The following is a 24108-nucleotide window of genomic DNA, read 5'->3' on the forward strand; positions in this document are numbered from 1 at the left end:
TGACGGCCCAGCACCCCGCAGTGACCGGTCAGCCGCGGCGAAGAACCCGCTGTGCCGCACCGCCCCACATCCGCAGGAATCCCTGCGACAGGTACGCGAAACTGCCCAGCGCCAGCACCCACTTGGTGACGCTGACGGTCGAGGCAGCCCGGACCGTCCGATCGTCGATCCGGGTGCGGTGATCCAGCAGGTACAGGCCGACGGCGTTCTCGACGTAGTCCCCCGCCGCGGCGACGACGGGCGCCGCCATCAGGATCCGACGCGTGCTCGGCAACAGCGGGCGGTGTTCGTCGAGCGATCGTGCACCGGCCCGCAATGCGATCGCGAAGGTCGCCGGATGGACCATGTCCCAGTAGTAGTGCTGCCGGTAGCGCTCGATCTCCTCAGGACCGAGATTGTCGAGGATCTTTCGGTACTTCGCGGCCGAGAAGGTGGTCTGGAGGGTGCCCACCGTCGGGGCCGTGGAGCCGAGAACCCGACCGATGTTCGCCTGGGACACGAGGAAGACTGCGGTAGCACCGATGAGGAAGCGGTCGGCCCGGGTGAGTGTCATGCTCGTGATGCTAGAGGCGGAGAATCCGCGACTCTACGGAAGGGAGACTCGTGCAGATCACCGGAGCAGTCCTGGAGGAGATCGGACGTCGACGGCGGTACGAAAAGTCCACCCCGCTCAGCGTGGACCTTCTCGAACTCGACCCACCGGGCCCGGGTGAGGCGCTGGTCGAGATCGAATGCGCCGGTGTGTGCCACTCCGATCTGTCCGTGGTCGACGGCAACCGGCCTCGTCCGGTTCCCATGCTGCTCGGGCACGAAGCGGCCGGACGCATCGTCGAACTCGGCGACGACACCACCGGATTCTCCGTCGGCGAGCGGGTCGTCATGACCTTCATGCCCCGCTGCGGTGAGTGCGAGGGCTGCGCGAGCAACGGCATCCGTCCCTGCATCCCGGGATCGGCCGCGAACGCGGCGGGAACCCTGCTGTCGGGCGCCCGGCGGCTGCACCGCGACGGGAACGACGTCCACCACCATCTGGGAGCATCGGCCTTCGCGACCCACGCCGTCGTCGACACGCGGTCGCTCGTCGGTGTCGGCGACGACGTCCCCGCCGAGGTCGCCGCGCTGATGGGTTGCGCCGTGCTGACCGGTGGCGGTGCGGTCGTCAATACTGCTCGTCCTCAGGCCGGGGACACGCTGGTCGTCATCGGTCTCGGCGGAGTGGGGATGGCCGCGCTGCTCGTGGCGCTGGCCCACGACGACGTCACCGTGATCGCCGTCGACACCTCCCCGGACAAGCGCGATACGGCCCGGTCGCTGGGAGCCGAACGCGTCCTCTCACCGGACGAGGCCGTCGAACAGGGCGTGAAGGCGCGGCTGGTCATCGAGGCCGCGGGGAGCGTGCCCGCGCTCGCCACGGCGGTCGCGCTCACCGGACCGGGAGGCACTACGATCACTGTCGGCCTGCCCGCCCCCGACGCCCGGCTCGAGATCTCGCCCACCGCTCTCGTCGGCGAGGGCCGCTCACTGGTGGGCAGCTACCTCGGATCCGCCGTCCCGGCCCGCGACATCCCCCGCTTCGTGGACATGTGGCGCGAGGGGCGACTGCCGGTCGAGCGACTCGTCACCGACCGTCTGCCGCTGGGTCGGATCAACGAGGCGATGGACGCCCTGGCCGACGGAACCGCCCTCCGTCAGATCCTCACCATGGACTGACCACGAGCCCTACATATCAAGCTCAGACGTCGTAGTCCACGACAGTCACTCAGATGTCGTAGTCCACGACGACCGGCGCGTGATCGCTGATCCTCCGGTCCGGCGCCGGATCGCGGTCGGTCCCTGCGGAGATCGCGGTCCGGGCCAGTCGCGGCGTGGCGAGGTGGTAGTCGATCCGCCACCCGGAATCGGAGGCGAACGACTCCCCCAGCCACGACCACCACGAGTAGGGACCGTCGACCTCGGGATGATGCCGGCGGACGACGTCGACGAGCGTGCGCGGCGACAACAGTGAATCGAACCAGGCGCGTTCCTCGGGCAGGAAGCCCTCGGCCTGCCCGCGACGCCGCCAGTTGCGCACGTCGTAGCGCGTGTGGGCGACGTTGAAATCACCCATGATCAGGAACTCCCGCCCCTGGGCGCGCGCCGCGAGTCGGCTACGGGTCAGCTGCCGGGCGAAGGCCGACAGGAACCGCATCTTGCGTTGGTAGCGCATCCCACCGTCCGGTTCGTCGCGCATGCGCCCGGGCTTCTGGAGGTGCGCCGGGAGCCCGCCCTTCGGCAGGTACAGCGACGCCACGGTGATCGGTGCGTCGGCGAGATCCACCTCGACGTACCGCCCCTCGTGGGCGAATTCGGACAGTCCGCGTGCCAGCGCTCCCCGATCGAACTCGATCCGGTCGACGTGTTCCTCACCGGGAAGTCGCAGCAGTGCGGTGCCGCTCCAGGTGCGCACGGCGGCAGGTTCGTGCAGGGTCAGGATTCCGACGCCGTTGCGGCCGGGAAGGGTGCCCTCGTCGTAGGCGAGGTGGTACTTGCCGAAGACTCCCTGCGGGATCGCAGCCGCCGGGGCGCGTACCTCCTGCAGGGCCACCACGTCGGGGTTGCGCTCACGCAACCAGTCCTCGAATCCGCGGCGCTGTGCGGCGCGGATTCCGTTGATGTTGAAGGTCGCGATGCGCACGATCGTCCAGTCTAGGCAACCGTTCGATCCGTGAGGAACGGGACGACGGCCGCTGCGAAATCGCGGGCACGGTCGCGGTGGATGCTGTGCCCGCAGCCGATCTCCCGCACTGAGGCCGAAGGCAGCGCGTCGACTGCCGCCGTCAACAGGCGCGGGTCGACCATGCTGCCGCGGCGCGCTCCGCGCAACAGCAGGGTCGGAGCGTCGAGGGACGGAAGATGCTTCCACCACACCGGATTCGGCGTGTGGAACTGGGCGACGACCGACGGCGTCATCGAGCGGTCGAAGGCGGTGACCGCGCGCGGGTTGAGCGCCATGCTGGTCGCGGCGTGCCATAACTCCGCGGGAGTCGGGCGGTGGGCCGGCACCTCCGGAACCGGATCCCCCTCCCGCAACGGCAGAGGTGTCTCCTCGAGGACAAGTCGCCGGACGAGGCCGGGATTCTGTTGCGCGACCAGCGATCCCACATGACCGCCGAGCGAGTGCCCGACGAGATCGACGGCCTCGACACCGAGGTGGGCGCACAGGCCGGCGACGTCGGCGGCGAACTCGTCGAAACGGTACGAGGGGGCCCGGCCGCTGCGTCCGTGCCCGCGCAGGTCGACGGTGATCACCCGTCGGCCCGCCTTCACCAGGTTTCCGGCGAACCGGGTCCATGTGCGCCCGTCACCCCCCATCCCGTGCACCAGCAGTACGGGCACGGAACGGGCGGCGGACCCCGCGGATTCGCGGGACGCAGCGTATTCGCGATACGCCAGGGCGACCCCGTTCGGCGCGACGGTGAGGACCGGAGATCTCATGATGCTCGAGCCTACTCAGTCGTAGACGCCCTCCACCCGCCAGCCGTCGGCGCCGAAGAACACCAGCAGGGCCCGTGATTCCTCGAGCAGCACCTGCAGACGGGCGGCGCACCGGGCGGCGGCCGGATCCCACCAGTACTCGTCCACCGGCCACGGACCGGCCCATCCGATCACCGTCCAGCTGCGACTTCCCCATCGCAGCCGAGCAGGTGACCCGCTGAGCAGTCCGCGCTCGGTCACCGAGACCGGATTCCCCACGTCGTCGTCCAGCCGGATCGCGGGAGGTGTGTGCAACACCAGCGCGGGAGCCGGGGGCGGGAGCCGGCCCGGCCACGGTGCGTCCGGGTCGGAGTGCGGTATCGCCTCGTCGCCGACGGGCACGAGGACGATCCGTTCGGTGGGTCCCCGGCCGCCGCCGAGCACTCCGATCCGGACGGCGTCCCCACCGAGCAGGCCCTGCACTCGGACGAGCGCCCGACGTGCGCGTTCGTCCTCGTCGCCGACACCGCCCCAGAGCCCGAGCTGCAGCGCGCCGGCGGCCACGACCTCGACCGGTTCGAGACGTAGCAGCACGATTCCCGCCGTGGGCCGGTTCGTGTTGCGGCCGGTGAGCCATCCGTCGAGCTGCCATCGCACACGATCGGCCGTACCCTCGGGGGTGAGCGGCTCGGCGCAGCGCCAGGTGCGCGCGAGTTCCTCCCCGGCCCCGGTGCGTGCCGTCACGAGCAGTCGCGTGCATGCGACTCCTGCTGCCGCGAGCCTGGTGTGGAGCAGTTCGGCCAGTGCGCGACCGGCGAAGGCCGCGGCGTCGACCCGCTCCACCGGCGGGTCGCAGGGCTGCTCGACCGTCAGGTCCGGAGGGATCGGCCGCCCCGACGGGGGACGTTCCGGCAGGCCCCGTGCGCTCCGGTGCGCAGCGACGACGTCCGCGTCGAAGCGTGACGCAACATCGATCGGGGACAACGCGGCGAACGCTCCGATGGTGCGGATACCGAGACGGCGCAACAGATCCACCGTGTCGGCCCGCCGAGGAGCCGCCAGCGCCGGTTCCACCGCGAGATACGAGACCGGCAGCGGCGCCAGGAACTCGGCGCCCCTCCCCGTCGGGACCAGCGCGTTCCGGCGCGCGGCGAGGACCGCTGTGGACAACTCGTCGGCGACACCGACCTGGCATTCCACGCCGGTCGCCGCGACCGCGTCGATCAGGGCCTCCGCGGCGGCCTCCTCCGAACCGAACCACCGGACTGCACCGCGCGCGGCGAGGACCACCAGCCCCGGGCGCAGCACCTCCACGCCCGGGGCCACCGCATCGATTGCGGCCACCACCGCCTCGAACGTCCGCGCTTCCAGGTCGGGATCCGAGCGGGCCACATGCAGTTCCGGGCAGCGTGCCTGCGCCTCACGTCGTCTCAGGCCGCGCCGGACACCCGCGGCCCGCGCCGAGGCCGAGCAGGCGACGACACGATTCGCCGAGACCACCGCCACCGGGACGGTCGCGGGCAACTCCGCGGCGGTGGCGGCGGCGACGGCGGGCCAGTCGGGGCACCAGAGGGCCACGACCCGCGCGGGCGCCCGTCGAGAGGACGAGTCGTTCACCGGACCGCTTTACGGAAATGCCCGTCCTCCAGCCGATTTCGCTCCTCACTCACCCATTCGACGGCACTGCGGCCGGCGCACACCTCCACGCGGGTGGCGCGCGGAGGAAACGCACGCCCGTGCGCCCGGACCGACAAGCGGGTCGCGCACAGCCGGTCCCGGCCGGGACCGTCCACACCCCGATAACCGTCGACCCGCGCCTCCAGTCGCACGTGTGCACCCTCCCAGCGACCGTCCGTGACCACGAGGACGGACTGCTTGCTCCGCGCCCGGGCGGCGACCGCACGAGCGCGGGACGGCGGCACCGATGCCCCACCGAGCCCCAACACCACCAGGTCGATCCCGTCGAGCAGCACCGCGGCGATCTCCACGGGATCCGGTCCGGGATCGGGGATCACAGCCAACCGGTGCAGACGGGCTCCCATCTCCGCGGCGGCGAGCAGACCCAGCCGGCGCTGACCGATCACGGCGGCGTATCCGCCCGAGGCAGTCACGGACGCGAGCATCCCGAGGAGAAGGGAGGTGGCCCCCGAGACCGAGACGACGCTGCCACGCACCAATCCGCCCTGGGGCAACAGTTCCGCGAGCGGAGCCGGGACGGGCAGGATGCGGTCGGAGGGGGCCTCGACCCGGCCTCGCGCGACGGACTGGACCTCGCCCCGCGCCGGCACTGCCGCGATCCGACGTCGCAACGCTTCGATCCGCTCCGCGCGACCCGCTTCCTCGTCGTCCACCGGAAATTCGGCCACCTCGCCCACTGTCACCCCTGTCATCCGCCTGCCGCCTGACACACACGACCGGCCGACCACGGGGAAGTCGTGGCCCGGCTCGCACTCTATTCGAACATACTTTCGATCCCCATCAAGTAGAACCGACCCGAATCCTTCCCGTCAAGCCGGGAGCACCGCCCCCGACGGTGACTACCGTGCAGCTCACACGTTTTTCGGCCGGGGCGAACACCTCCGATCGACTACTCTCGATCGAGTGGCGGAGCAGGCATGGGCAGGACGGGCCGTAGGACCGGATCACTTGGTGGCCGGTCGATATCGGCTCGACTCCAAGCTCGGCGGTGGCGGCATGGGTGCCGTCTGGCTCGCCCGCGACAACCGTCTGGGCCGCGACGTCGCCGTCAAGCAGGTGATCTCCACCGCAGACCTCGATCCCGACGAGGCCGAGGATCTTCGCCGCCGCGCGCTCCGAGAGGGCCGGGCCGCCGCCCAACTCGCCCACGAGCACGCCATCTCGATGTACGACATGGCTCTGCACTACGGCGAACCGTGGCTCGTCATGGAGCACTTGCCGTCCCGCAGCCTGGCGCAGGTGATGAACGTCGTCGACACTCTCCCGCCGTACGTGGTGGCGCAGATCGGCGCGAACGTCGCCGACGCCCTCACCGCCGCGCACGCCGCCGGGATCGTCCACCGCGACGTCAAGCCCGGCAACATCCTCATCGCTGAACGCGGCCGCGACGCCGGCATCGTGAAGATCAGCGACTTCGGCATCGCTCGCGCGAAGGGCGACAACGACCCCGACGGCGTGATCATCGGCACCCCCGCCTATTTCGCACCCGAGGTCGCGCGCGGCAACGATCCCACCGAGGCCAGCGACGTCTTCTCGCTCGGCGCCACCCTCTACACCGCGGTGGAGGGGCAACCGCCCTTCGGCTTCGAGACCGACTCGATCGCGTTGCTGCACCGGGTCGCGCGGGCGGAGATCATCATGCCCACGCACACCGGTCCGCTCACCGAGCCCCTGCTCGAGATGCTCCAGCCCGATCCGGCGCGACGCCCGACGATGGCGCAGGCGCGCGATCTCCTCGCCCGCGTGGTCCTCGGACCGAGCGGATCGGCGGCGGCCCTGCGCGGCCGTCCCATCCAGAACGAGGACGGCACGATCCCGTCGTGGGCACAGCGTTCCGCGCACTTCGCCGAACCCGCACGCCCCCGTGGTTCCTTCGTCGACCGCCCCCTCGGTGCCGCGACGCAGGCCACCGGTGGTCCGAAGAAGTCGGCGAAGGGTTTCGCCCCGGCGGATCTGCTCGACCGCCTGCTCCCGAAGGGCCCCGTGCCCGACAATCCGCAGGACCGCATCGTCGCCTATGCACCCCTGGCGATGGCGGCGATGATCGCGGTGATCCTGGTGGCGTTGCTCGTCGCCGTCATCATCGCGCTGGTCGTCTGATCTGCGCCGGCTGCGCAGTCCTCGTCGATGATTTCGCTCGCGAGCGACGAGAACTGCACGCCGCCGGCATCGGCACGACGAGCACCGGTCACGCTCAGTCGATGCGGCGGCGGTGTGCCCAACGGGTCAGCGCGTTGCGGTTCGACTGCTGCGTCTTGCGCAACACGTTCGACGCGTGCGTCTCGACGGTCTTCACCGAGATCACGAGTTCCTCGGCGATCTCACGGTAGGTGTAGCCGCGAGCGAGCAGGCGCAGCACCTCGAGTTCCCGCGGCGTCAGCGAGTCGAGCTCGGGATCGAGGGGCGGTTCCGGCGCGGCCGACCGGCCGGTGAACGAGTCGAGCACGAAACCGGCCAGACGCGGACTGAACACGGCGTCTCCCCCTGCGACCCGCCGGACGGCGTCGGCCAGATCCGGACCGGAAATCGTCTTCGTCACGTACCCGCGGGCGCCGGCGCGGATGACGGCAATGACGTCCTCGGCTGCGTCGGACACGCTGAGCGCCAGGCAGACCGGCCCGTCCGGGATCCGCTGGAGGACGGCGACGCCGCCGCCGTCGGGCATGTGGACGTCGAGGAGCACGACATCCGGCTTGGTCGCCTCGATCCCGGCGACGGCCTCGGCGACTCCCCCGGCCTCGCCGACGATCTCCATGTCGGCCTCGCGCCCCAGTTCGGCGCGCACTCCGGAGCGGAAGACCGCATGGTCGTCCACCAGGAAGACACGATAGGGACGGTTGTTCTCGGTGGCATCGGACGATGTCGCCGGAATCGAAGTCACTGTGTCTGCTCCTCGGGGTGGGGGTCGTTCACCCCCCACTCTAAGGTCGACTCGGTGTCCTGTTCGCGTTCGGTCTCCGTCCGGCCGGCGCGCGGTGCATGGATGCGCACCTCGGTTCCCTTTCCGGGACTCGACTTCACGACCGTCCGGCCGCCGCGACGTTCGATGCGCGCCCGGATCGACTTGGCCAGACCCTGCCGATCGGCCGGCACCTCGTCGGGATCGAATCCGACGCCGCGATCGCGCACGAACACGCTCACCTGATGCGGTTCCACCTCCGCGAAGAGGTCGACGCTGTCCACCCCGGCGTGCTTGGCGGCGTTGACGAGAGCCTCGCGGGTCGCGCCGAGCACGGCGGTCGCGGCCTCGGGGGTCAGATCGCTGTCATCCGGCGCGACGTCACCGACGATGACGGGTTGAACGGACAGACCGTACTGGTCCTCCACCTCACCGGCGATGGTGCGCAGCGTCTCGGCGAGCGAGGTGCTCGGCGTCTCGTCCCCACCGAACAGCCAGCGGCGCAGTTCGCGTTCCTGGCTGCGCGCCAGTCGCACGACCTCTTGCTGGTCGCCGGCCTGCTTCTGGATGAGCGCGAGGGTCTGGAGTACCGAGTCGTGCAGGTGCGACGCGATCTCCTCGCGCTCCTCGTTGCGCACCCGGGCGGCACGCTCGGTCTCGAGGGCACGCCACATCCGGATCCACAGCGGCACCGACAGCAGGGCGGCACCAACCAGCGTGACCACCACGGCGACCAGCGACGAGCGCAGCGCCGCGACGTCGACCTGCGCGATGACCATCACTCCGAGTCCGGTGACGACGAGGGTCAGGCCGCCGAGTACGCGGGCCCATGTGAGGACCGTCGGATGTGCGGGCAGACCGAGTACCGATCGGGGGCCTTCGACGTCGAATTCACGCCATACGAGCGCCGCACCGACGACCACCACGACGATCGGCAGCACCACCCCGGCGGCACCACCACTGAACAGCCACGAAAGACCCACCGCCAGGCCGATACCCATGAAGGCGAGGCCGATGGCTCGGCGCCGTTCGGGGCCGGTGGGGCGATCGGTGTCGGAGCCCGGGGGCACGAACATCCACAGCAAGCCGTAGGCCGCGATCCCGAACCCGCCGAGGGCGGCGAGCACTGTGAACGCGACCCGCACCTTGGTGGCGTCGATGCCGAGATGGTCGGCGATACCGCCGGCCACACCGCCCACGATGCGACCGCCCACCCGTCGTTCGAGGCGGGGAACGGTCACGGGTAATCCAGGTACCGGTTGCACACCTCGATACTGGCACGGAGATCGCCGGCCCGGCATCGGGGACGAACCCTGATGTCCGGGTTCCGATCGGGCCCTCGGAAATCAGGGTTGGTCCCTGATGTGCCGCGCGCGGAAGCCCAGCAGGATGGGTGCCATGGACACGAGGAGCTTTCAGGACCAGGTGGCGGACATGTGGCGGACCCGCCCCGTGCGTCTGCCGAAGGAGGGGCACATCGCGGGTGTGTGCTCGGGTATCGGAGTGCGCTACGGCGTCGATCCCGTGCTGATCCGTGTCGTCTTCGTCGCGTCGGCGCTGTTCGGCGGTGGCGGTCTCGTCCTCTATCTGGCCGCCTGGCTGATGTTCCCCCGTCACGGCGACCAGGTATCCTCGCTCGAATCGCTCGTCGGGCGGGGTGCGAGCTCGGACTCGACCACCAAGGTCGTCGTACTCCTCGTGGCCCTGGCGATCGCGGCGGGTGCCATCGGTCCGGTGGGTGCGGGTTCGGGCGGTTCCGGATTCATCGGAACGCTCCTGCTGCTCGGCGGTTGGTGGCTGCTCTATCAGCGGCGTCCCGAACCGCCGGTGCTGCCGGCGCCCGAGGGAACCTCCTTCCCCACCCAGGCGGCCTTTCCTCAGCCTCCGGTGACGAACGCGTACTGCTCCCCGTGGGGCGCACACACCGGTGCATGGCACATGCAGGCGGGTCCGGCGGCCACGACGACACCGGGCGGAGAGGCAGCCGGCACAAAAACAACCAGCACAGCGGCAACCCCGCCTGCGCAGACCACCGACGCGACGGAGGTCCTGAGCACCACCGACGCCTCGGACACCCCTGCTTCGGGCACCGATTCCACAGCGCCCACCGAGACGACTGAGAGGAAGACGTCCCCGATGCCCGACCTACGCAAGGACACCGACCGCAAGGACACCGACCTTCCGCTCCCGGATGTCGACGCGCTCTCCCCCCACCGTTCGGCACCGCCGGCATGGGATCCCCTCGGGGTCGCCCCGTTCGCATGGGATCTGCCCGAACCGGCACCGAAGCACGAACCTGCGATCGTCACGAATCGACGCTCGCGCCTGACCACGACGGTTCTCGGACTGGCCGTGATCGCCGCTGCGGTGACCGGCGCGCTCGGTGCCGCCGCCGACCTGGCCTGGGTGACCCCCGCCCGGGTGGGTGCCGCGGCCCTCGCGGTCGTCGGTCTGGGCCTGCTGATCGGCGCGTTCCTGCACCGCGGGCACGGACTGCTCGTCGTCACCGGCCCCCTCCTCGGATTCGTCGTCCTCGCCTCGATCGCCGGCCCGGTCGACACCTCCAACTGGGGCGACCGGACCTGGGCTCCGACCAGTACCGATCAGCTCGAGTCCGAATACAGCTTCCAGTTCGGGGCGATGACCCTCGATCTGCGGGGACTCGAACTCACCGAGGACCGCACGGTGCAGGTCGACGGCCGGTTCGGCAGCGTCGAGGTGCTGTTGCCGGAGAACCTGGACGTCCGCGCCGACTGCACGGTCGGTCCCGGTGAGATCAGGGGATGCCCCGCCCCCGGCATCGACGGTGGTGCCGACGGAGTCGACGACGGGCCGGTCCTGGACCTGAACGCGAACATGGAATTCGGATCTCTGGAGGTGCGTCGTGGCTGATCACGAAACCGGAACACACACCGAGGATCGGACCGAGCGCACCCGCAAGGGACCGTCGCTCCTGCTCCTGCTCGCCGCACTGGCAGCGCTGGTCGTGAGCGGATGGGCCATGATCGGGCCGTTCTCCGTCGAGTTCCTCGCCGCCGTCGACCTCGGATGGGTCCTGGTAGGCGCGGCCCTGCTGATCGGAGCGGTGCTGGTCTTCCTCCCCAACCGCCGGAGATAACCACCCCCACCTACGCGACGTCCCCCGGATCTGATCGGTCCGGGGGACGTCGTCTCACCGCTTACGGCGAGCGGAAATCACTCCCACTCGATCGTTCCCGGGGGCTTGCTCGTCACGTCGAGCACCACTCGGTTGACCTCCGCCACCTCGTTGGTGATACGAGTGGAGATCCGCTCGAGGGTCTCGTAGGGCAGGCGCGTCCAGTCGGCGGTCATCGCGTCCTCGCTGGAGACCGGACGCAGCACGATCGGGTGTCCGTAGGTGCGGCCGTCGCCCTGCACGCCCACGCTGCGGACGTCGGCGAGCAGCACGACCGGGCACTGCCAGATCTGTCCGTCGAGGCCGGCGGAGGTGAGTTCCTCGCGGGCGATCGAGTCGGCGCGGCGCAGGATCTCGAGGCGTTCGCGGGTGACCTCACCGATGATGCGGATGCCGAGGCCGGGGCCGGGGAACGGCTGGCGGCCGACGATCTCCTCGGGCAGACCGAGCTGACGTCCGACCGCGCGCACCTCGTCCTTGAACAGCAGGCGCAGCGGCTCGACGAGCTCGAACTCGAGGTCCTCGGGAAGTCCACCGACGTTGTGGTGGCTCTTGATGTTCGCGGTGCCGGAACCGCCGCCGGACTCCACGACGTCCGGGTACAGGGTGCCCTGCACGAGGAACTTCACGGTCTCGCCCTTGTCGGCACCCTCGCCGAGCACCTCGGAGACCGCGCCCTCGAAGGAACGGATGAACTCGCGGCCGATGATCTTGCGCTTGGTCTCGGGGTCGGTGACGCCGGCGAGCTCGCGCAGGAAGGTCTCGGACGCGTCGACGGTGACCAGACGGGCACCCGTCGCGGCGACGAAGTCCTTCTCGACCTGCTGCCGTTCACCCTCGCGCATGAGGCCGTGGTCGACGAACACACAGGTCAGGCGGTCGCCGATGGCGCGCTGCACCAGCGCGGCCGCCACGGCGGAGTCGACGCCGCCGGACAGGCCGCAGATGGCACGACCGTCGCCGATCTGCTCGCGGACCTGCTCGACGAGCGCGTCGGCGATGTTCGCTGCAGTCCAGTCGCCCGGAATTCCGGCGATGTCGTGCAGGAACCGGCTCAGCACCTGCTGGCCGTGGGGCGAGTGCAGCACCTCGGGGTGGTACTGGACACCGGCGAGGCGACGGGCGCGGTCCTCGAACGCCGCGACCGGGGCACCGGCGCTGGTCGCCGTGACCTCGAAGCCCTCGGGGGCCTCGGTGACGCCGTCGCCGTGGCTCATCCAGACGGGCTGCGTCTCGGGCAGACCGTCGTGCAGCACACCTCCGGAGACCGACAGCTCGGTGCGGCCGTACTCGCGCGAGCCGGTGTGCGCGACCGTGCCGCCGAGCGCCTGCGCCATCGCCTGGAAGCCGTAGCAGATGCCGAAGACGGGGACGTCGAGATCGAACAGCGTGGGATCGAGACGCGGTGCGCCCTCCTCGTACACGCTGGCGGGGCCACCGGACAGCACCACCGCGCGCGGGTTCTTCGCCGCGATCTCCTCGACACCGGCCGTGTGGGGCACGACCTCCGAGTAGACGTTGGCCTCACGAACGCGCCGAGCGATCAGCTGCGCGTACTGAGCTCCGAAATCGACGACGACGACCGGTCTGGACTGCTGGCTTTGCGACGACACCCGAACAGTCTAAGCGGCCGCGCCGGGTGTTCCCGACGCGGCCGCTCATCCGATCACTTCCGGGTCGCTACGCGACGCCGCTGTGCTTGACCTCGACGACCGGCAGTCGCAACGCACCAGGTGCGTCGACGGGCACCACGGGGTTCTTCGGTTCGATCGGCGCGATACGACGGTAGGGCTGTCCCTGCTCGGGACGCTGGTCGTCCTCACCCTTGTTGGGCCACAACGACGCAGCGCGTTCAGCCTGCGCCGCGATGGTGAGCGAGGGGTTCACACCGAGGTTCGCGGAGACCGCGGCGCCGTCGACGACGCTCAGCGTCGGGTAGCCGTGGACGCGGTGGTACGGATCGATGACCCCGTGGTCGCGATCGGATCCGATCACGGCGCCACCGAGGAAGTGTGCGGTGAGCGGAATGTTGAAGATCTCACCCCACGTGCCGCCCGCGACACCGTCGATCTTCTCGGCGATGCGGCGCGTGGCCTCGTTGCCGGCCGGGATCCAGGTGGGATTCGGCTGCCCGTGGCCCTGTTTGCTCGTGACCTTGCGGCGGCCCAACACACCCTTGGTCGTGTAGGTGGTGATGGAGTTGTCGAGGTTCTGCATCACCAGCGCGATGATGGTGCGCTCGCTCCACCGGTGCACCGAGAGCATCCGCAGCATCTTCACGGGGTTCCGCACGACCTGCCCGAGGAACTTCACCCAGCGCGGGGTGCGTCCGTCGCCGTCGGTCATGAGGGTCTGCAGCAAGCCCATCGCGTTCGATCCCTTGCCGTACCGCACGGGTTCGATGTGCGTGTCGGGGGTGGGGTGGAACGACGACGTGATCGCGACGCCCTCGGTGAGCTTCAGACCGGGATCGATCCGCATCTTCCCGGCGCCGACGATCGATTCGGAGTTGGTGCGGGTCAGTTCGCCGACCTTGTCGGACAGTTCGGGCAGCGCACCGGTGTCCTTGAGGTGGTGCAGCAGGTGCTGCGTGCCCCACGTTCCGGCGGCAAGGACGACGTGCGCGGCCGAGTAGGTGCGCCGCCGCTTGCGGACCCACGCGCCGGTGCGTTCGGTGATCACGTCCCAGGTGCCGTCGGCGGCCTGACGGAGATCGGTGACGGTGGTCAGCGGGACGATCTCGGCTCCCGCCCGCTCGGCGAGACCCAGATAGTTCTTCACGAGGGTGTTCTTGGCACCGTGGCGGCATCCCGTCATGCACTCACCGCACTCGATGCAGCCGGTGCGGTCGGGACCCACGCCACCGAAGTAGGGATCGGCGACCGTGCGGCCGGGTTCGCCGAAGAACACGCCCACGGGCGTCTGGATGAAGGTCTCGCCGACGCCCATGTCGTCGGCCACCGACTTGATCACCTTGTCGGCGTCGGTCATCCGGCCGTACTGCACCACGCCGAGCATCCGCTTCGCCTGGTCGTAGTACGGGCTCAGTTCGTCCTGCCAGTCGGTGATGTGCGCCCACTGGCGGTCCTCGAAGAACGGCGCCGGAGGCTTGTACAGGGTGTTCGCGTAGTTCAGCGACCCGCCGCCCACGCCGGCACCGGCGAGGATCAGGCAGTCGCGCAGCAGGTGCACGCGCTGAATGCCGAAGCAGCCGAGCTTGGGCGCCCAGAGGAAGCGGCGCAGGTCCCAGCTGGTCTTCGCGAAGTCGGCGTCGGCGTAGCGGCGACCGGCCTCGAGAACGCCGACCTTGTAGCCCTTCTCCACGAGGCGCAACGCCGTGACGCTCCCACCGAAACCCGATCCGACGATCAGGACGTCGTAGTCCGTGACCCGTTGCTTACCCATGGAACCTCCAGCGGCGAGAGTTGTTACCGGCAAGTATGCACTTCGGCGGTGTGACTACAGGCACAGCCCCGACTCTACCCGTTACGTGAAGTTGCACGAAAACGAAGTGCGAGAAAAATCGATGGCCGGTCACCGCGTCCTGCGACGCTGTGACCGGCCATCGGGATGTACCGGGAAGATCCTTATCCGCGGACCGACAGACCGACCTTCTGGAATTCCTTCAGATCGGAGTATCCGGCCTTCGCCATCGATCGACGCAGGCCGCCCACAAGATTGAGCGAACCGGAGGGGTCATCGGACGGGCCGAACAGCACCCGACCGAGGCCCGGTCGCCCGTCCTCGGCGACCCGGACCGCAGCGCCGCGCGGCATCGACGGATGCCCGGCCACGGACGGCCAGTACCAGCCCTTACCCGCGGCCTCCTCGGCGAGAGCCAGGGGCGCGCCGAGCACCACCGCGTCGGCGCCGCACGCGATCGCCTTCGCGAGGTCGCCGGCGTTCTCGATGTCGCCGTCGGCGAGCACGTGGACGTAACGGCCCCCGGTCTCGTCGAGGTAGTCGCGCCGGGCCGCAGCGGCGTCGGCGATGGCCGTGGCCATCGGGATGCCGATACCGAGCGAGGAGGACGTGGTGGTCGCCTGCTTCGTGGAGCCGAAGCCGACGATGACACCGGCCGCACCCGTGCGCATCAGATGCAGCGCGGTGCGGTGGTCGCTGACACCGCCGGCGATGACCGGCACGTCGAGCTCCGAGATGAACGTCTTGAGGTTCAGCGGCTCGTCCTCACCGTGGGCCACATGCTCGGCCGAGATGATGGTGCCCTGGACGACGAGGAGATCGATGCCCGCCTTCACGAGCTCGGGCGTGAGAGCGCGCGCATTCTGCGGGCTGACGCGGACCGCGGTGGTCACCCCGGCATCCCGCACCTGTGCGACGGCCGCGGCCAGCAGATCGCCCTGCAGCGGAGCCGTGTGCAGTTCCTGCAGGTAACGGACGGCTGCGCGCGGATCCGTGCTCGCGATCTCCGCGAGACGGGTGACGACGGCGTCGACATCGGCATGACGACCCCACAGGCCCTCGCCGTTGATGACACCGAGACCGCCGGCCTTGCCCAGCTCGATCGCGAAGGCGGGCGACACCAGCGCGTCGGTGGGGTGCGCCAGCACCGGGATGTCGAAACGGTAGGCGTCGATCTGCCAGGCCGTCGACACCTCCTTCGACGACCGCGTCCGGCGCGACGGGACGATGTCGACGTCGCCCAGCTCGTACGTACGTCGGGCCGTGCGACCCATGCCGATTTCAACGAGGTCGCGCACGCGCGCCCCTTTCTCCTCTTGGACGATGCTCCCGTCCTAATCGGAACGGGACCCTGCTGCGAACGCGAAAACTACCGGACCACGTAGTTCGGCGCCTCGGCAGTGATCGTGATGTCGTGCGGGTGGCTCTCCTTGAGGCCGGCGGCGGTGATCTGCACGAACTGCGCCTCCTGCAGTTGCTCGATCGTCGTCGCGCCGGCGTAACCCATCGCTGCGCGCAGGCCACCGATGAGCTGGTGCGTGACCTGCTGCAGCGGGCCGCGGAACGGCACGCGTCCCTCGATGCCCTCGGGCACGAGCTTGTCCTCGGAGAGCACGTCGTCCTGGAAGTAGCGGTCCTTCGAGTACGACTTGGCCTCGCCGCGGCTCTGCATCGCGCCCAGCGAGCCCATGCCGCGGTAGCTCTTGAACTGCTTGCCGTTCACCAGGATCAGCTCACCCGGGGACTCCGTGGTGCCGGCGAGCAGCGAACCGAGCATCGCGGTGGACGCACCGGCTGCCAGAGCCTTGGCGACGTCGCCGGAGAACTGCATACCGCCGTCGGCGATGACCGGCACGCCGTGGGCGCGCGCCACCGTGGACGCCTCGAGGATCGCCGTGATCTGCGGCGCGCCGACACCCGCGACGACACGCGTGGTGCAGATCGAGCCGGGGCCGATACCGACCTTGACCGCGTCGACGCCGGCGTTGATGAGCGCCTCGGTGCCCTCGCGGGTCGCGACGTTGCCGCCGATGATCTGCACGCGGTCGCCGACCTCGCTCTTGAGCTTCGAGATCATCGACAGCACGTTGGCCGAGTGGCCGTGGGCGCTGTCGACGACGAGAACGTCGGCTCCGGCATCGACCAGCGTCATGGCGCGGGTCCAGGAGTCGTCGCCGACGCCCACGGCGGCACCGACGAGCAGACGGCCGTCGCGGTCCTTCGTGGCGTTGGGGTGCTGCTCGGTCTTGACGAAGTCCTTGACGGTGATCAGGCCGGTGAGCTTGCCCTGACCGTCGACGATCGGCAGCTTCTCGATCTTGTGGCGACGCAGGAGACCGAGCGCGGCCTCAGCGGTGACGCCTTCGCGGGCCGTGACCAGCGGAGCCTTTGTCATGACCTCGGCGACCGGGCGGTTCTGGTCGACCTCGAAGCGCATGTCGCGGTTGGTGATGATGCCGACGAGCTGACCCTCGTCGTCGGTGACCGGCAGACCCGAGATGCGGAATCGCGCGCACTTCGCGTCGACCTCGGCCAGCGTGTCGGTCGGCTTGCAGGTGACGGGATCGGTGACCATGCCGGCCTCCGACCGCTTGACGGTCTCGACCTGCGCGGCCTGCACCTCGGTGGGCATGTTGCGGTGCAGCACGCCCATACCACCGGCCCGGGCCATCGCGATGGCCATGCGGGACTCGGTGACGGTGTCCATCGCGGAGCTGACCAGCGGGATCCGCAGGCGGATCTCGCGGGTGAGCTGACTCGACGTGTCGACCTGACTCGGGACGACGTCGGAAGCCGCGGGAAGCAGCAGCACGTCGTCGAAGGTCAGACCCAGCATTGCGACCTTGTTCGGGTCGTCACCGCCGGTGTGCACGCGCCCTCCGGTACTACTCATGCGGTTCGGACCCTCCGTGACAGTCGATGGGAGCGGACGGCAGAACCGTCCGACAGCAGGAATGAATGAAGGCTGTGCGCGCTCGTCGCACCGACGGGCGGTTGGAGAGCGGCACGCACCCCTTCATGTTATCTGTTCGGGGAACAAGCTCGGCTCCCACCCTGTTCCCCGATGTTCGTCACATCACCCCGTGTGATTTCACGGCGTGTCCCCTGGCGACCGCTGGCGCAGACCCCCTCGGTCTGCGTACCGTGGAGTCGTGCGTGATCAGTTGCCTCCCGGACTCCCACCGGACCCGTTCGCAGGAGACCCCGACGATCCGTCCGCAGCACTGGACGCGATCGAGCCGGGCCAGCCCCTGGATCCTGCGGAGCGGCTCGCGGTGGAAGAGGACCTCGCAGACCTGGCCGTCTACGAGGCGCTGTTGGCTCCCCGCGGCGTCCGCGGACTCGTGGTGTGCTGCGAGGATTGCCACCAGGACCACTACCACGACTGGGACATGCTGCGGGCGAACCTGCTGCAGCTGCTCGTCGACGGCACCGTCAGACCGCACGAGCCGGCCTTCGATCCGTCCCCCGACGCCTACGTCACCTGGGACTACTGCCGCGGCTACGCGGACGCGTCCATGAACGAGGCTCTTCCCGTCGACCCCTACGGTCTGGATTCCTGACCGACTGTTCCCCACGCGGACCACGCATCACGTCACTTCCACGAACGACCCGGGCCCGGCAGCACATGCTGCCGGGCCCGGGTCGTTCTGTACTTCTAGCCGCCTTCCGAAGTGGTCACGGACCCCGGAGCGAAATCTGCTCCCGGTCCGTCCTGCGTCGACCGCGGCGACGATGCCGTCGTCGTCGGAGCGGGAGTCGGGGAAGAAGCCGAGGTCGACGGAGGAGCCTCGCTGGGCACCGACGGACCCGGCGTGCTCGACGGGGGCGGTGGCGCGGTCTGCGACGGCGTCGTGGTGTTCGAAACCGGAGGCGGCGCTTGCAGGATGGTCGGATCCACCGTCGTGGAAGTGGGCGGCACGGTCGTGCCGGTTTCCGCACCGGTCGTCGGGGCAGGCTGCTGCCCATCCGTGCCGGGCGTCGTGACCGGCGGGGGCACGACGGCACCGGGAACCACCGGCACCTCGGGTGCCACCGGCGCTGCCGGCGGCGGAGGCACCTGCGGCACCAACCGGCCGAGTTCCTCGGCGAGGCGTTGCACCCAGTCGCCGAGCGCATCGCGCTCCTCCGCGTCCCGGACGTCGCCCGAACGGGACTCCGCGGACGTCAGCAACTCGCGTGCTTCCTCCGTGTTGCCCTCGGCGATGAGTTGTTCGGCACGCTCCAGGGTCGATGTGGTGTCGATCCGGGCCTCGGTGGATTGCGCCTGCTCACTGAACACGACCTGCTTGACGCCCCACAACGGGTCGCCGGGCTCGGCGCCGTAGGACACGGCGGTCGCGCTGCCGACGGCGATAGCGACGAGCGCTGCTGCACCTGCGAGCGGACGGAGCAACCGGAGTTGCCCCTTCGATCGCGGGCGCAGAGGGGTGACCTCCGGGGCCCGAGCGAGCGTTTCCCGTGTTCCCAGTTCCCGGTGGACGGCGGCGACCACTTCGTCGAGGTCGGGGCCGGCGGGCATCGGTTCGGCGAGGATCTCTGCACGCCAGTCGGCGAGCAGAGTGGCGAGTTCGTACTCCTCGTTGTCCTTCGTCTCGACGAGCCCGTTACCGGAGATCGCATCGATCAGCGCGTCGTCACGACGCACGGCGGCGAGGTCCACGGAGGTTTCGTCGTCGGGAAACTCGTCGTCGAAGCCGTCGCCCGAGAAACGCCCCCTACCCATTCCGCTCACCTGCTCTCGTGACTTCCTTCTTGAGTCTCGCGATGGCCCGGTGCTGGGCCACCCTGATCGCTCCTGCAGTACTACCCACTGCTGCGGCCGTCTCCTCGGCCGACAATCCCATGACGAGACGGAGGATGAGGATCTCGCGCTGCTTCTCCGGGAGGATGCCCAGCAGCTGCTTCATCTGCCGGCCCGCCTCGGAGTTGATCGCGTATTCCTCGGGGCTGTCGTCGAGCGACATCACCTCCGGCACATCCGCCACGGGTTCCGCGCGGTTGCGCGCCGCACTGCGGTGCGCGTCGGCGACCTTGTGAGCAGCGATCCCGTACACGAACGCCATGAAGGGGCGGCCTTGGTCCTGATATCTCGGCAAAGCGGTCATCACGGCCAGGCACACCTCCTGTGCAACGTCGTCTGCAGAGAGCTGGCCGCGCTCTGCAGATCCGACCCGTGCGCGGCAGTACCGCACGACGAGGGGCCGGACACTTGCAAGAACCTGAGCGAGAGCCGCCCGGTCGCCTTGCGCAGCCGCAGCAACCGCGGAGTCCAACTCCTCACCCATAACAGTCATCGATTGCGCAAGTCCTGGCGTTACAGACGGCACCACCCCCCGGGCGGGCTTCCACCTGACCGTGGAACACCCCCAGAGTAACTACAACGACCGACCGGTCCGGTCACCCCCCGCGCGCGACTGGAACTCAGCAGGCAGACAAGGTCACGAAGCGACCCCCACGCCCCCTGATCACGGTCGCGCAGAAGTCACGGACGCGACCCGCATCGAGATCACGGACGCGACCCGCATCGAGATCACGGACGCGACCCGCGTCTCTCCCTGCCTCCAGCCCGTCGAGGAGCATCGCCGCGGCCCATTGCAACGGAATGAGTTCGTGTTCCTCCGCGCGCGCGAGGACGTCGGCGGCCAGATCCATAGCCGGACCATGGTCGGGCAGTCCGGTCAAAGAGGCCGACCGAACGAGGTCCGACTTCACGGAGTGCCGGATCGATCCGAATCCGTCCGCAAGTTCCACCGCGCGGTCCGCCCGGCTGCGCGCACGGGTGAAGTCGCCTGCCGCGAGAGCGGATTCGGCCCCGACCCATGCGAGACGGATCCGCTGTCGCACGAAGGCCTTCTCCCCCGCTTCCGATTCGGCAGCGTCGAGAGCGGCTGCGCATCGGTCGAGCAGCGACCCGCACACCGCGAGACGGCCCCGCCCGAGCGCATCGGCCGCCAACCCCGTGGCGGCGTCACACCATGCAGCGACAACATCGACGTCGCGCCGTGCGGCGACAGTGCCGACGTCGCGCCATGCAGCGACAGTGTTCCCGGAGCTGGTTCGCAGCGACCCCGCCTCCGCGAGAGCACGTCCGTCCAGGACGGCGGCCGCGCGATGTCCGCCCAACTGACGGAGAAGGGAGGCCTCGGTGCTCGCTCCGAACGACGACCACACTCCTCCGGTTCCACGCACTCGGGCCAGCTCGGCCCGCGCGGCGGCGTAACGTCCCTGCCCACCGAGCGCGACGGCCCGCAACCAGTTCTGTTCGGGTCCGTGCGCGGCAGGGAGCGGATGTGCCCCCGGGGACGAGCCGAAGGCCGCGGCGACCAGGATCGCGTGGCGGTCGGACGGTGTCGGTGCCGTGTGCCGGCGGGCGTCGGAATGTGCCATCGCGGAATCATCGCACCAGCGGATACCGACGATACGCGGGGCTCCGGGCCGACGCCGGGCATTTGTCGGAGAGAAATTATCACCGTGAGCGCAAATAGTCTCGATGATTGGAACGCAGGGACGCACAGAAGACATTTCCGAACATTTTGTTAAACATCGAGTTAAAACATGCGTGGTGCATGTATGGTGCCGCCCCGGACCTCCGAGGCCGCGTCGGAGCCCGCATCCGGCCGCCGAAAGGCCGGGTTACCAGCGAGTAAGGGACCTTTTGCCCACGTCGGGAGCATAAGATACCCCGGATCACCCCCGCCCGCAGCGCACAGGCACGACTCCTCACGAAAGTAAATATTTCCGCGGTTAAATCTTGGCTGTTCGGTTATGGACTATCCCACTCATCGAAAACATTGACGACGAATCGATACAGATCCTACGGTGAGTTTGTTTGATTCGGATCACAGCGGGAATCCCGATGTGTCCACGGTCCGCTCGCACCATTCACGCGAGCTTGCTGCAAAGGAGTGCCACATGCCCGCACCACACACACTGCCCGGCCCCAACGCGGACCTCTGGGATTGGCAGATGCACGGTAAGTGTCGTGGTGTGGACTCCTCGGTGTTCTTCCACCCCGACGGAGAGCGCGGTCGTGCCCGCGCCCAGCGGGAGAACCGCGCGAAGGAGTTGTGCCGCACCTGCCCCGTGCTGGCCCGTTGCCGCGACCACGCCCTCGCCGTCGCCGAGCCGTACGGCATCTGGGGCGGCATGTCGGAGACCGAGCGGGAGATGTACACGAGGCAACGACGGCGGAAGGTCGCTGTGTGAGGCGGTCACCCGCCCCGTGACGACACCGTCACGGTCGTGACCATGTCAACACCGTCACGGTCGTGATCATGTCAACACGACCGTGACGGTACGACCGGGAGGCCGGTTGGAGGAGTTGCGTCGATACGACGAAGGCCCCGCAGGGAATGCGAACATTCCTTGCGGGGCCTCGCTGTATTCGTGCCGTCCGGAACGACTTTCACGTCCGGCTCGACCTACGGACCCGCCGGGCGGCGGGTCCGCGGCCCTGACCGGTCGCTCAGTGCGCGTGACCGTGGCCGTGCCCGGCCTCGGCCTCTTCCTCCGGCTTGTCGACGACGGCGCTCTCGGTGGTGAGCACCATGCGTGCGACCGAGGCGGCGTTGACGACGGCGGAACGCGTCACCTTCACCGGGTCGACGACGCCCTCGGCGACGAGGTCGCCGTAGGAGAGGGTCGCGGCGTTGAAGCCCTTACCCGTCTCCTCGACCTTGCTCACGACCACCGCACCGTCGATGCCGGCGTTCGTGGCGATCCAGTACAGCGGCGCGGTGAGCGCGGTGCGCAGCGCGGCGACGCCCGTGGCGGCGTCGCCGGAGAGGGACGCCTGGAGCTCTTCGAGCGAGCGTGCGGCCTGTACGAGAGCCGACCCGCCACCGGGGACGATGCCCTCCTCGATGGCCGCCTTCGCGGCGTTGACTGCGTCCTCGACGCGGAACTTGCGCTCCTTGAGGTCCGTTTCGGTCGCCGCACCCACACGGATGACGGCGACGCCACCGGCGAGCTTCGCGAGGCGCTCTTCGAGCTTTTCGCGGTCCCAGTCGGACTCGGTGGCCTCGATCTCACGACGCAGCTGAGCGGCGCGCGCCTCGATGTCCTCGGCGGTACCGGCACCGTCGACGATCGTGGTGCTGTCCTTCGTGACGACGACGCGGCGGGCCGAGCCGAGCAGGTCGAGTCCGGCCTCCTTGAGGGACAGACCCAGATCGGAGTTGATGACCGTACCCGCGGTGACAACGGCGAGGTCTTCGAGGAAGGCCTTCCGGCGATCACCGAAGTACGGAGCCTTGACGGCAACGGCCTTGAGGGTCTTGCGGATCGCGTTGACCACCAGGGTCGACAGCGGCTCGCCCTCGATGTCCTCGGCGATGATCAGGACCGGCTTGCCGGACTCTGCGATCTTCTCGAGGAGCGGGAGGAAGTCGGGAAGCGAGCTGATCTTCTCGCGGTACAGCAGGACGAGCGCGTCCTCGAGGACGGCTTCCTGCGCGTCGATGTCCGTGATGAAGTAGGGCGACAGGAAGCCCTTGTCGAACTGCACGCCCTCGGTGACGACCAGTTCGGTGCTCAGGGTGGAGGATTCCTCGACGGTGACGACACCGTTCTTCCCGACGCGGGTCAGCGCCTCGCCGACCATCTCACCGATCTCCTCGTCGCGCGAGGACACGGTGGCGACCTGCGCGATGGCGGTCTTGCCCTCGACGGGAGTGGCGGCAGCGAGCAGAGCCTCGCTCACCTTGTCCGCACCCTGGGCGATACCGGCACCGAGCGCGATCGGATTGGCGCCTGCGGCAACGTTCTTCAGGCCGGCCTTGACGAGCGCCTGGGCGAGAACGGTCGCGGTGGTGGTGCCGTCACCCGCGACATCGTTGGTCTTGGTCGCGACACTCTTGACGAGCTGGGCGCCGAGGTTCTCGAACGGATCCTCCAGCTCGATCTCACGGGCGATGCTCACACCGTCGTTCGTGACGGTGGGACCACCGAAGGCCTTGGCGAGCACGACGTGCCGGCCACGCGGGCCGAGCGTCACCTTGACGGCGTCGGCCAGCTGGTCGACACCGCGCTCGAGAGCCCGCCGCGCGGTCTCGTTGAACTCGATTTGCTTGGACATGTTCTGCGACTACTCCTGGACTCGGATGTTCCCCAACGTATTCCGCCCCGGGTCCGAAACGGGACACCGGGGCGGAATGCAAGCGGCCTACTTGGCGACGACAGCCAGGACGTCGCGCGCAGACAGGATCAGGTACTCCTCGCCGGCGTACTTGATCTCGGTTCCGCCGTACTTGCTGTAGATGACGACGTCGCCTTCCTTGACGTCCAGCGGGATGCGCTTGTCGCCATCTTCGTCCCAGCGGCCGGGTCCGACGGCGACGACGGTGCCCTCCTGGGGCTTCTCCTTCGCCGTGTCCGGGATGACCAGGCCGGAGGCAGTCGTCGTCTCGGCCTCGTTGGCCTGGACGAGGATCTTGTCCTCGAGCGGCTTGATGTTCACGCTCGCCACGATGAGCCC

General features: G+C 69.1%; 22 protein-coding genes. 6 read left to right on the forward strand and 16 right to left on the reverse strand.

Annotation, left to right across the window (positions count from 1 at the left end):
- Window positions 1-28: 28 nt before the first annotated feature.
- Entirely contained in the window at window positions 29-553 is a 525-nt protein-coding gene (locus tag RBB84_RS12930; protein WP_019288568.1) for a hypothetical protein, read from the reverse strand.
- Between the two features lie 50 nt (window positions 554-603).
- Between RBB84_RS12930 and RBB84_RS12935 the strand changes: the two genes are divergently transcribed.
- Window positions 604-1710, forward strand: a complete 1107-nt coding sequence (locus RBB84_RS12935) for an alcohol dehydrogenase catalytic domain-containing protein (protein ID WP_033097057.1) — start codon at window positions 604-606, stop codon at window positions 1708-1710.
- A gap of 49 nt (window positions 1711-1759) precedes the next feature.
- Here RBB84_RS12935 and RBB84_RS12940 read toward each other — a convergent pair whose 3' ends face one another.
- From RBB84_RS12940 to RBB84_RS12955, 4 genes are read right to left on the reverse strand one after another with little or no spacing between them, the layout of a single operon-like run.
- Window positions 1760-2674: an exodeoxyribonuclease III gene (locus RBB84_RS12940; protein WP_006550090.1), complete on the reverse strand. Its 915-nt coding sequence runs from the start codon at window positions 2672-2674 to the stop codon at window positions 1760-1762.
- Between the two features lie 11 nt (window positions 2675-2685).
- A complete protein-coding gene (locus RBB84_RS12945; RefSeq protein WP_006550089.1) occupies window positions 2686-3474 on the reverse strand; it encodes an alpha/beta hydrolase in 789 nt (262 codons plus the stop codon).
- A gap of 15 nt (window positions 3475-3489) precedes the next feature.
- A complete protein-coding gene (locus RBB84_RS12950) occupies window positions 3490-5070 on the reverse strand; it encodes a DNA polymerase Y family protein (RefSeq protein WP_033097056.1) in 1581 nt (526 codons plus the stop codon).
- Complete coding sequence (locus RBB84_RS12955; protein WP_033097055.1) at window positions 5067-5828, reverse strand: hypothetical protein; 762 nt, start codon at window positions 5826-5828, stop codon at window positions 5067-5069. The genes RBB84_RS12950 and RBB84_RS12955 overlap by 4 nt, the downstream gene beginning before the upstream one ends.
- A gap of 274 nt (window positions 5829-6102) precedes the next feature.
- Between RBB84_RS12955 and RBB84_RS12960 the strand changes: the two genes are divergently transcribed.
- Window positions 6103-7251 carry a serine/threonine-protein kinase gene (locus RBB84_RS12960; RefSeq protein WP_019288573.1) on the forward strand — a complete coding sequence of 383 codons (1149 nt, stop codon included), beginning with the start codon at window positions 6103-6105 and terminating at the stop codon, window positions 7249-7251.
- Between the two features lie 94 nt (window positions 7252-7345).
- Here RBB84_RS12960 and RBB84_RS12965 read toward each other — a convergent pair whose 3' ends face one another.
- Entirely contained in the window at window positions 7346-8032 is a 687-nt protein-coding gene (locus RBB84_RS12965) for a response regulator transcription factor (protein ID WP_006550085.1), read from the reverse strand.
- A complete protein-coding gene (locus RBB84_RS12970) occupies window positions 8029-9351 on the reverse strand; it encodes an ATP-binding protein (RefSeq protein WP_051121489.1) in 1323 nt (440 codons plus the stop codon). The genes RBB84_RS12965 and RBB84_RS12970 overlap by 4 nt, the downstream gene beginning before the upstream one ends.
- 97 nt (window positions 9352-9448) lie before the next feature.
- Here RBB84_RS12970 and RBB84_RS12975 point away from each other — a divergent pair, with 97 nt between their 5' ends.
- On the forward strand, window positions 9449-10942 hold the full coding sequence (locus RBB84_RS12975; RefSeq protein WP_033097189.1) for a PspC domain-containing protein: 1494 nt from the start codon (window positions 9449-9451) through the stop codon (window positions 10940-10942).
- Window positions 10935-11168: a hypothetical protein gene (locus RBB84_RS12980; protein WP_006550082.1), complete on the forward strand. Its 234-nt coding sequence runs from the start codon at window positions 10935-10937 to the stop codon at window positions 11166-11168. The genes RBB84_RS12975 and RBB84_RS12980 overlap by 8 nt, the downstream gene beginning before the upstream one ends.
- 77 nt (window positions 11169-11245) lie before the next feature.
- Here the strand turns inward: RBB84_RS12980 and guaA are convergent, their stop codons facing one another.
- The 4 genes from guaA to guaB form a co-directional block, all read right to left on the reverse strand.
- Window positions 11246-12820 carry a glutamine-hydrolyzing GMP synthase gene (gene guaA / locus RBB84_RS12985; protein WP_024101587.1) on the reverse strand — a complete coding sequence of 525 codons (1575 nt, stop codon included), beginning with the start codon at window positions 12818-12820 and terminating at the stop codon, window positions 11246-11248.
- Window positions 12821-12887: 67 nt separating this feature from the next.
- Entirely contained in the window at window positions 12888-14612 is a 1725-nt protein-coding gene (locus tag RBB84_RS12990) for a GMC family oxidoreductase (RefSeq protein ID WP_033097052.1), read from the reverse strand.
- A gap of 182 nt (window positions 14613-14794) precedes the next feature.
- On the reverse strand, window positions 14795-15928 hold the full coding sequence (locus tag RBB84_RS12995) for a GuaB3 family IMP dehydrogenase-related protein (protein WP_033097051.1): 1134 nt from the start codon (window positions 15926-15928) through the stop codon (window positions 14795-14797).
- 71 nt (window positions 15929-15999) lie between these two features.
- On the reverse strand, window positions 16000-17523 hold the full coding sequence (gene guaB, locus RBB84_RS13000) for an IMP dehydrogenase (protein WP_033097050.1): 1524 nt from the start codon (window positions 17521-17523) through the stop codon (window positions 16000-16002).
- Window positions 17524-17782: 259 nt separating this feature from the next.
- Between guaB and RBB84_RS13005 the strand changes: the two genes are divergently transcribed.
- The gene (locus tag RBB84_RS13005) at window positions 17783-18193 is read left to right on the forward strand and encodes a DUF5319 domain-containing protein (protein ID WP_006550077.1); all 411 of its coding nucleotides are present in this window, start codon (window positions 17783-17785) and stop codon (window positions 18191-18193) included.
- 95 nt (window positions 18194-18288) lie between these two features.
- Here RBB84_RS13005 and RBB84_RS13010 read toward each other — a convergent pair whose 3' ends face one another.
- The 3 genes from RBB84_RS13010 to RBB84_RS13020 all read right to left on the reverse strand — a co-directional run bounded on the left by RBB84_RS13010 (window position 18289) and on the right by RBB84_RS13020 (window position 21020).
- A complete protein-coding gene (locus RBB84_RS13010) occupies window positions 18289-19356 on the reverse strand; it encodes an anti-sigma-D factor RsdA (protein ID WP_033097049.1) in 1068 nt (355 codons plus the stop codon).
- Window positions 19349-19927: a sigma-70 family RNA polymerase sigma factor gene (locus tag RBB84_RS13015; RefSeq protein ID WP_019288580.1), complete on the reverse strand. Its 579-nt coding sequence runs from the start codon at window positions 19925-19927 to the stop codon at window positions 19349-19351. Before RBB84_RS13015 ends, RBB84_RS13010 begins: the two co-directional genes overlap by 8 nt.
- Window positions 19928-20054: 127 nt before the next feature.
- Window positions 20055-21020: a hypothetical protein gene (locus tag RBB84_RS13020; protein WP_033097048.1), complete on the reverse strand. Its 966-nt coding sequence runs from the start codon at window positions 21018-21020 to the stop codon at window positions 20055-20057.
- Between the two features lie 525 nt (window positions 21021-21545).
- Here RBB84_RS13020 and RBB84_RS13025 point away from each other — a divergent pair.
- Window positions 21546-21839, forward strand: coding sequence for a WhiB family transcriptional regulator (locus RBB84_RS13025; protein WP_006550073.1), 294 nt, complete (start codon window positions 21546-21548; stop codon window positions 21837-21839).
- Window positions 21840-22098: 259 nt separating this feature from the next.
- On the opposite strand, the gene groL is transcribed toward RBB84_RS13025, so the two are convergent.
- Window positions 22099-23709, reverse strand: a complete 1611-nt coding sequence (groL, locus tag RBB84_RS13030) for a chaperonin GroEL (RefSeq protein WP_006550072.1) — start codon at window positions 23707-23709, stop codon at window positions 22099-22101.
- Window positions 23710-23796: 87 nt separating this feature from the next.
- Entirely contained in the window at window positions 23797-24099 is a 303-nt protein-coding gene (gene groES / locus RBB84_RS13035) for a co-chaperone GroES (protein WP_006550071.1), read from the reverse strand.
- Window positions 24100-24108 lie beyond the last annotated feature (9 nt).

Source organism: Rhodococcus sp. D-6, from assembly GCF_040256695.1.
Lineage (GTDB): Bacteria > Actinomycetota > Actinomycetes > Mycobacteriales > Mycobacteriaceae > Rhodococcus > Rhodococcus pyridinivorans.

What these genes read in the sequence shown, in the direction of transcription:
- RBB84_RS12930 (WP_019288568.1), bottom strand. Translation starts at nt 553, where the DNA reads ATGACACTCACCCGGGCCGACCGCTTCCTCATCGGTGCTACCGCAGTC.
- RBB84_RS12945 (WP_006550089.1), bottom strand. Translation starts at nt 3,474, where the DNA reads ATGAGATCTCCGGTCCTCACCGTCGCGCCGAACGGGGTCGCCCTGGCG.
- RBB84_RS12970 (WP_051121489.1), bottom strand. Translation starts at nt 9,351, where the DNA reads ATGCCGGGCCGGCGATCTCCGTGCCAGTATCGAGGTGTGCAACCGGTA.
- RBB84_RS12975 (WP_033097189.1), top strand. Translation starts at nt 9,449, where the DNA reads ATGGACACGAGGAGCTTTCAGGACCAGGTGGCGGACATGTGGCGGACC.
- RBB84_RS12990 (WP_033097052.1), bottom strand. Translation starts at nt 14,612, where the DNA reads ATGGGTAAGCAACGGGTCACGGACTACGACGTCCTGATCGTCGGATCG.
- guaB (WP_033097050.1), bottom strand. Translation starts at nt 17,523, where the DNA reads ATGAGTAGTACCGGAGGGCGCGTGCACACCGGCGGTGACGACCCGAAC.
- RBB84_RS13010 (WP_033097049.1), bottom strand. Translation starts at nt 19,356, where the DNA reads ATGGGTAGGGGGCGTTTCTCGGGCGACGGCTTCGACGACGAGTTTCCC.
- RBB84_RS13015 (WP_019288580.1), bottom strand. Translation starts at nt 19,927, where the DNA reads ATGACTGTTATGGGTGAGGAGTTGGACTCCGCGGTTGCTGCGGCTGCG.
- RBB84_RS13020 (WP_033097048.1), bottom strand. Translation starts at nt 21,020, where the DNA reads ATGGCACATTCCGACGCCCGCCGGCACACGGCACCGACACCGTCCGAC.
- RBB84_RS13025 (WP_006550073.1), top strand. Translation starts at nt 21,546, where the DNA reads ATGCCCGCACCACACACACTGCCCGGCCCCAACGCGGACCTCTGGGAT.
- groL (WP_006550072.1), bottom strand. Translation starts at nt 23,709, where the DNA reads ATGTCCAAGCAAATCGAGTTCAACGAGACCGCGCGGCGGGCTCTCGAG.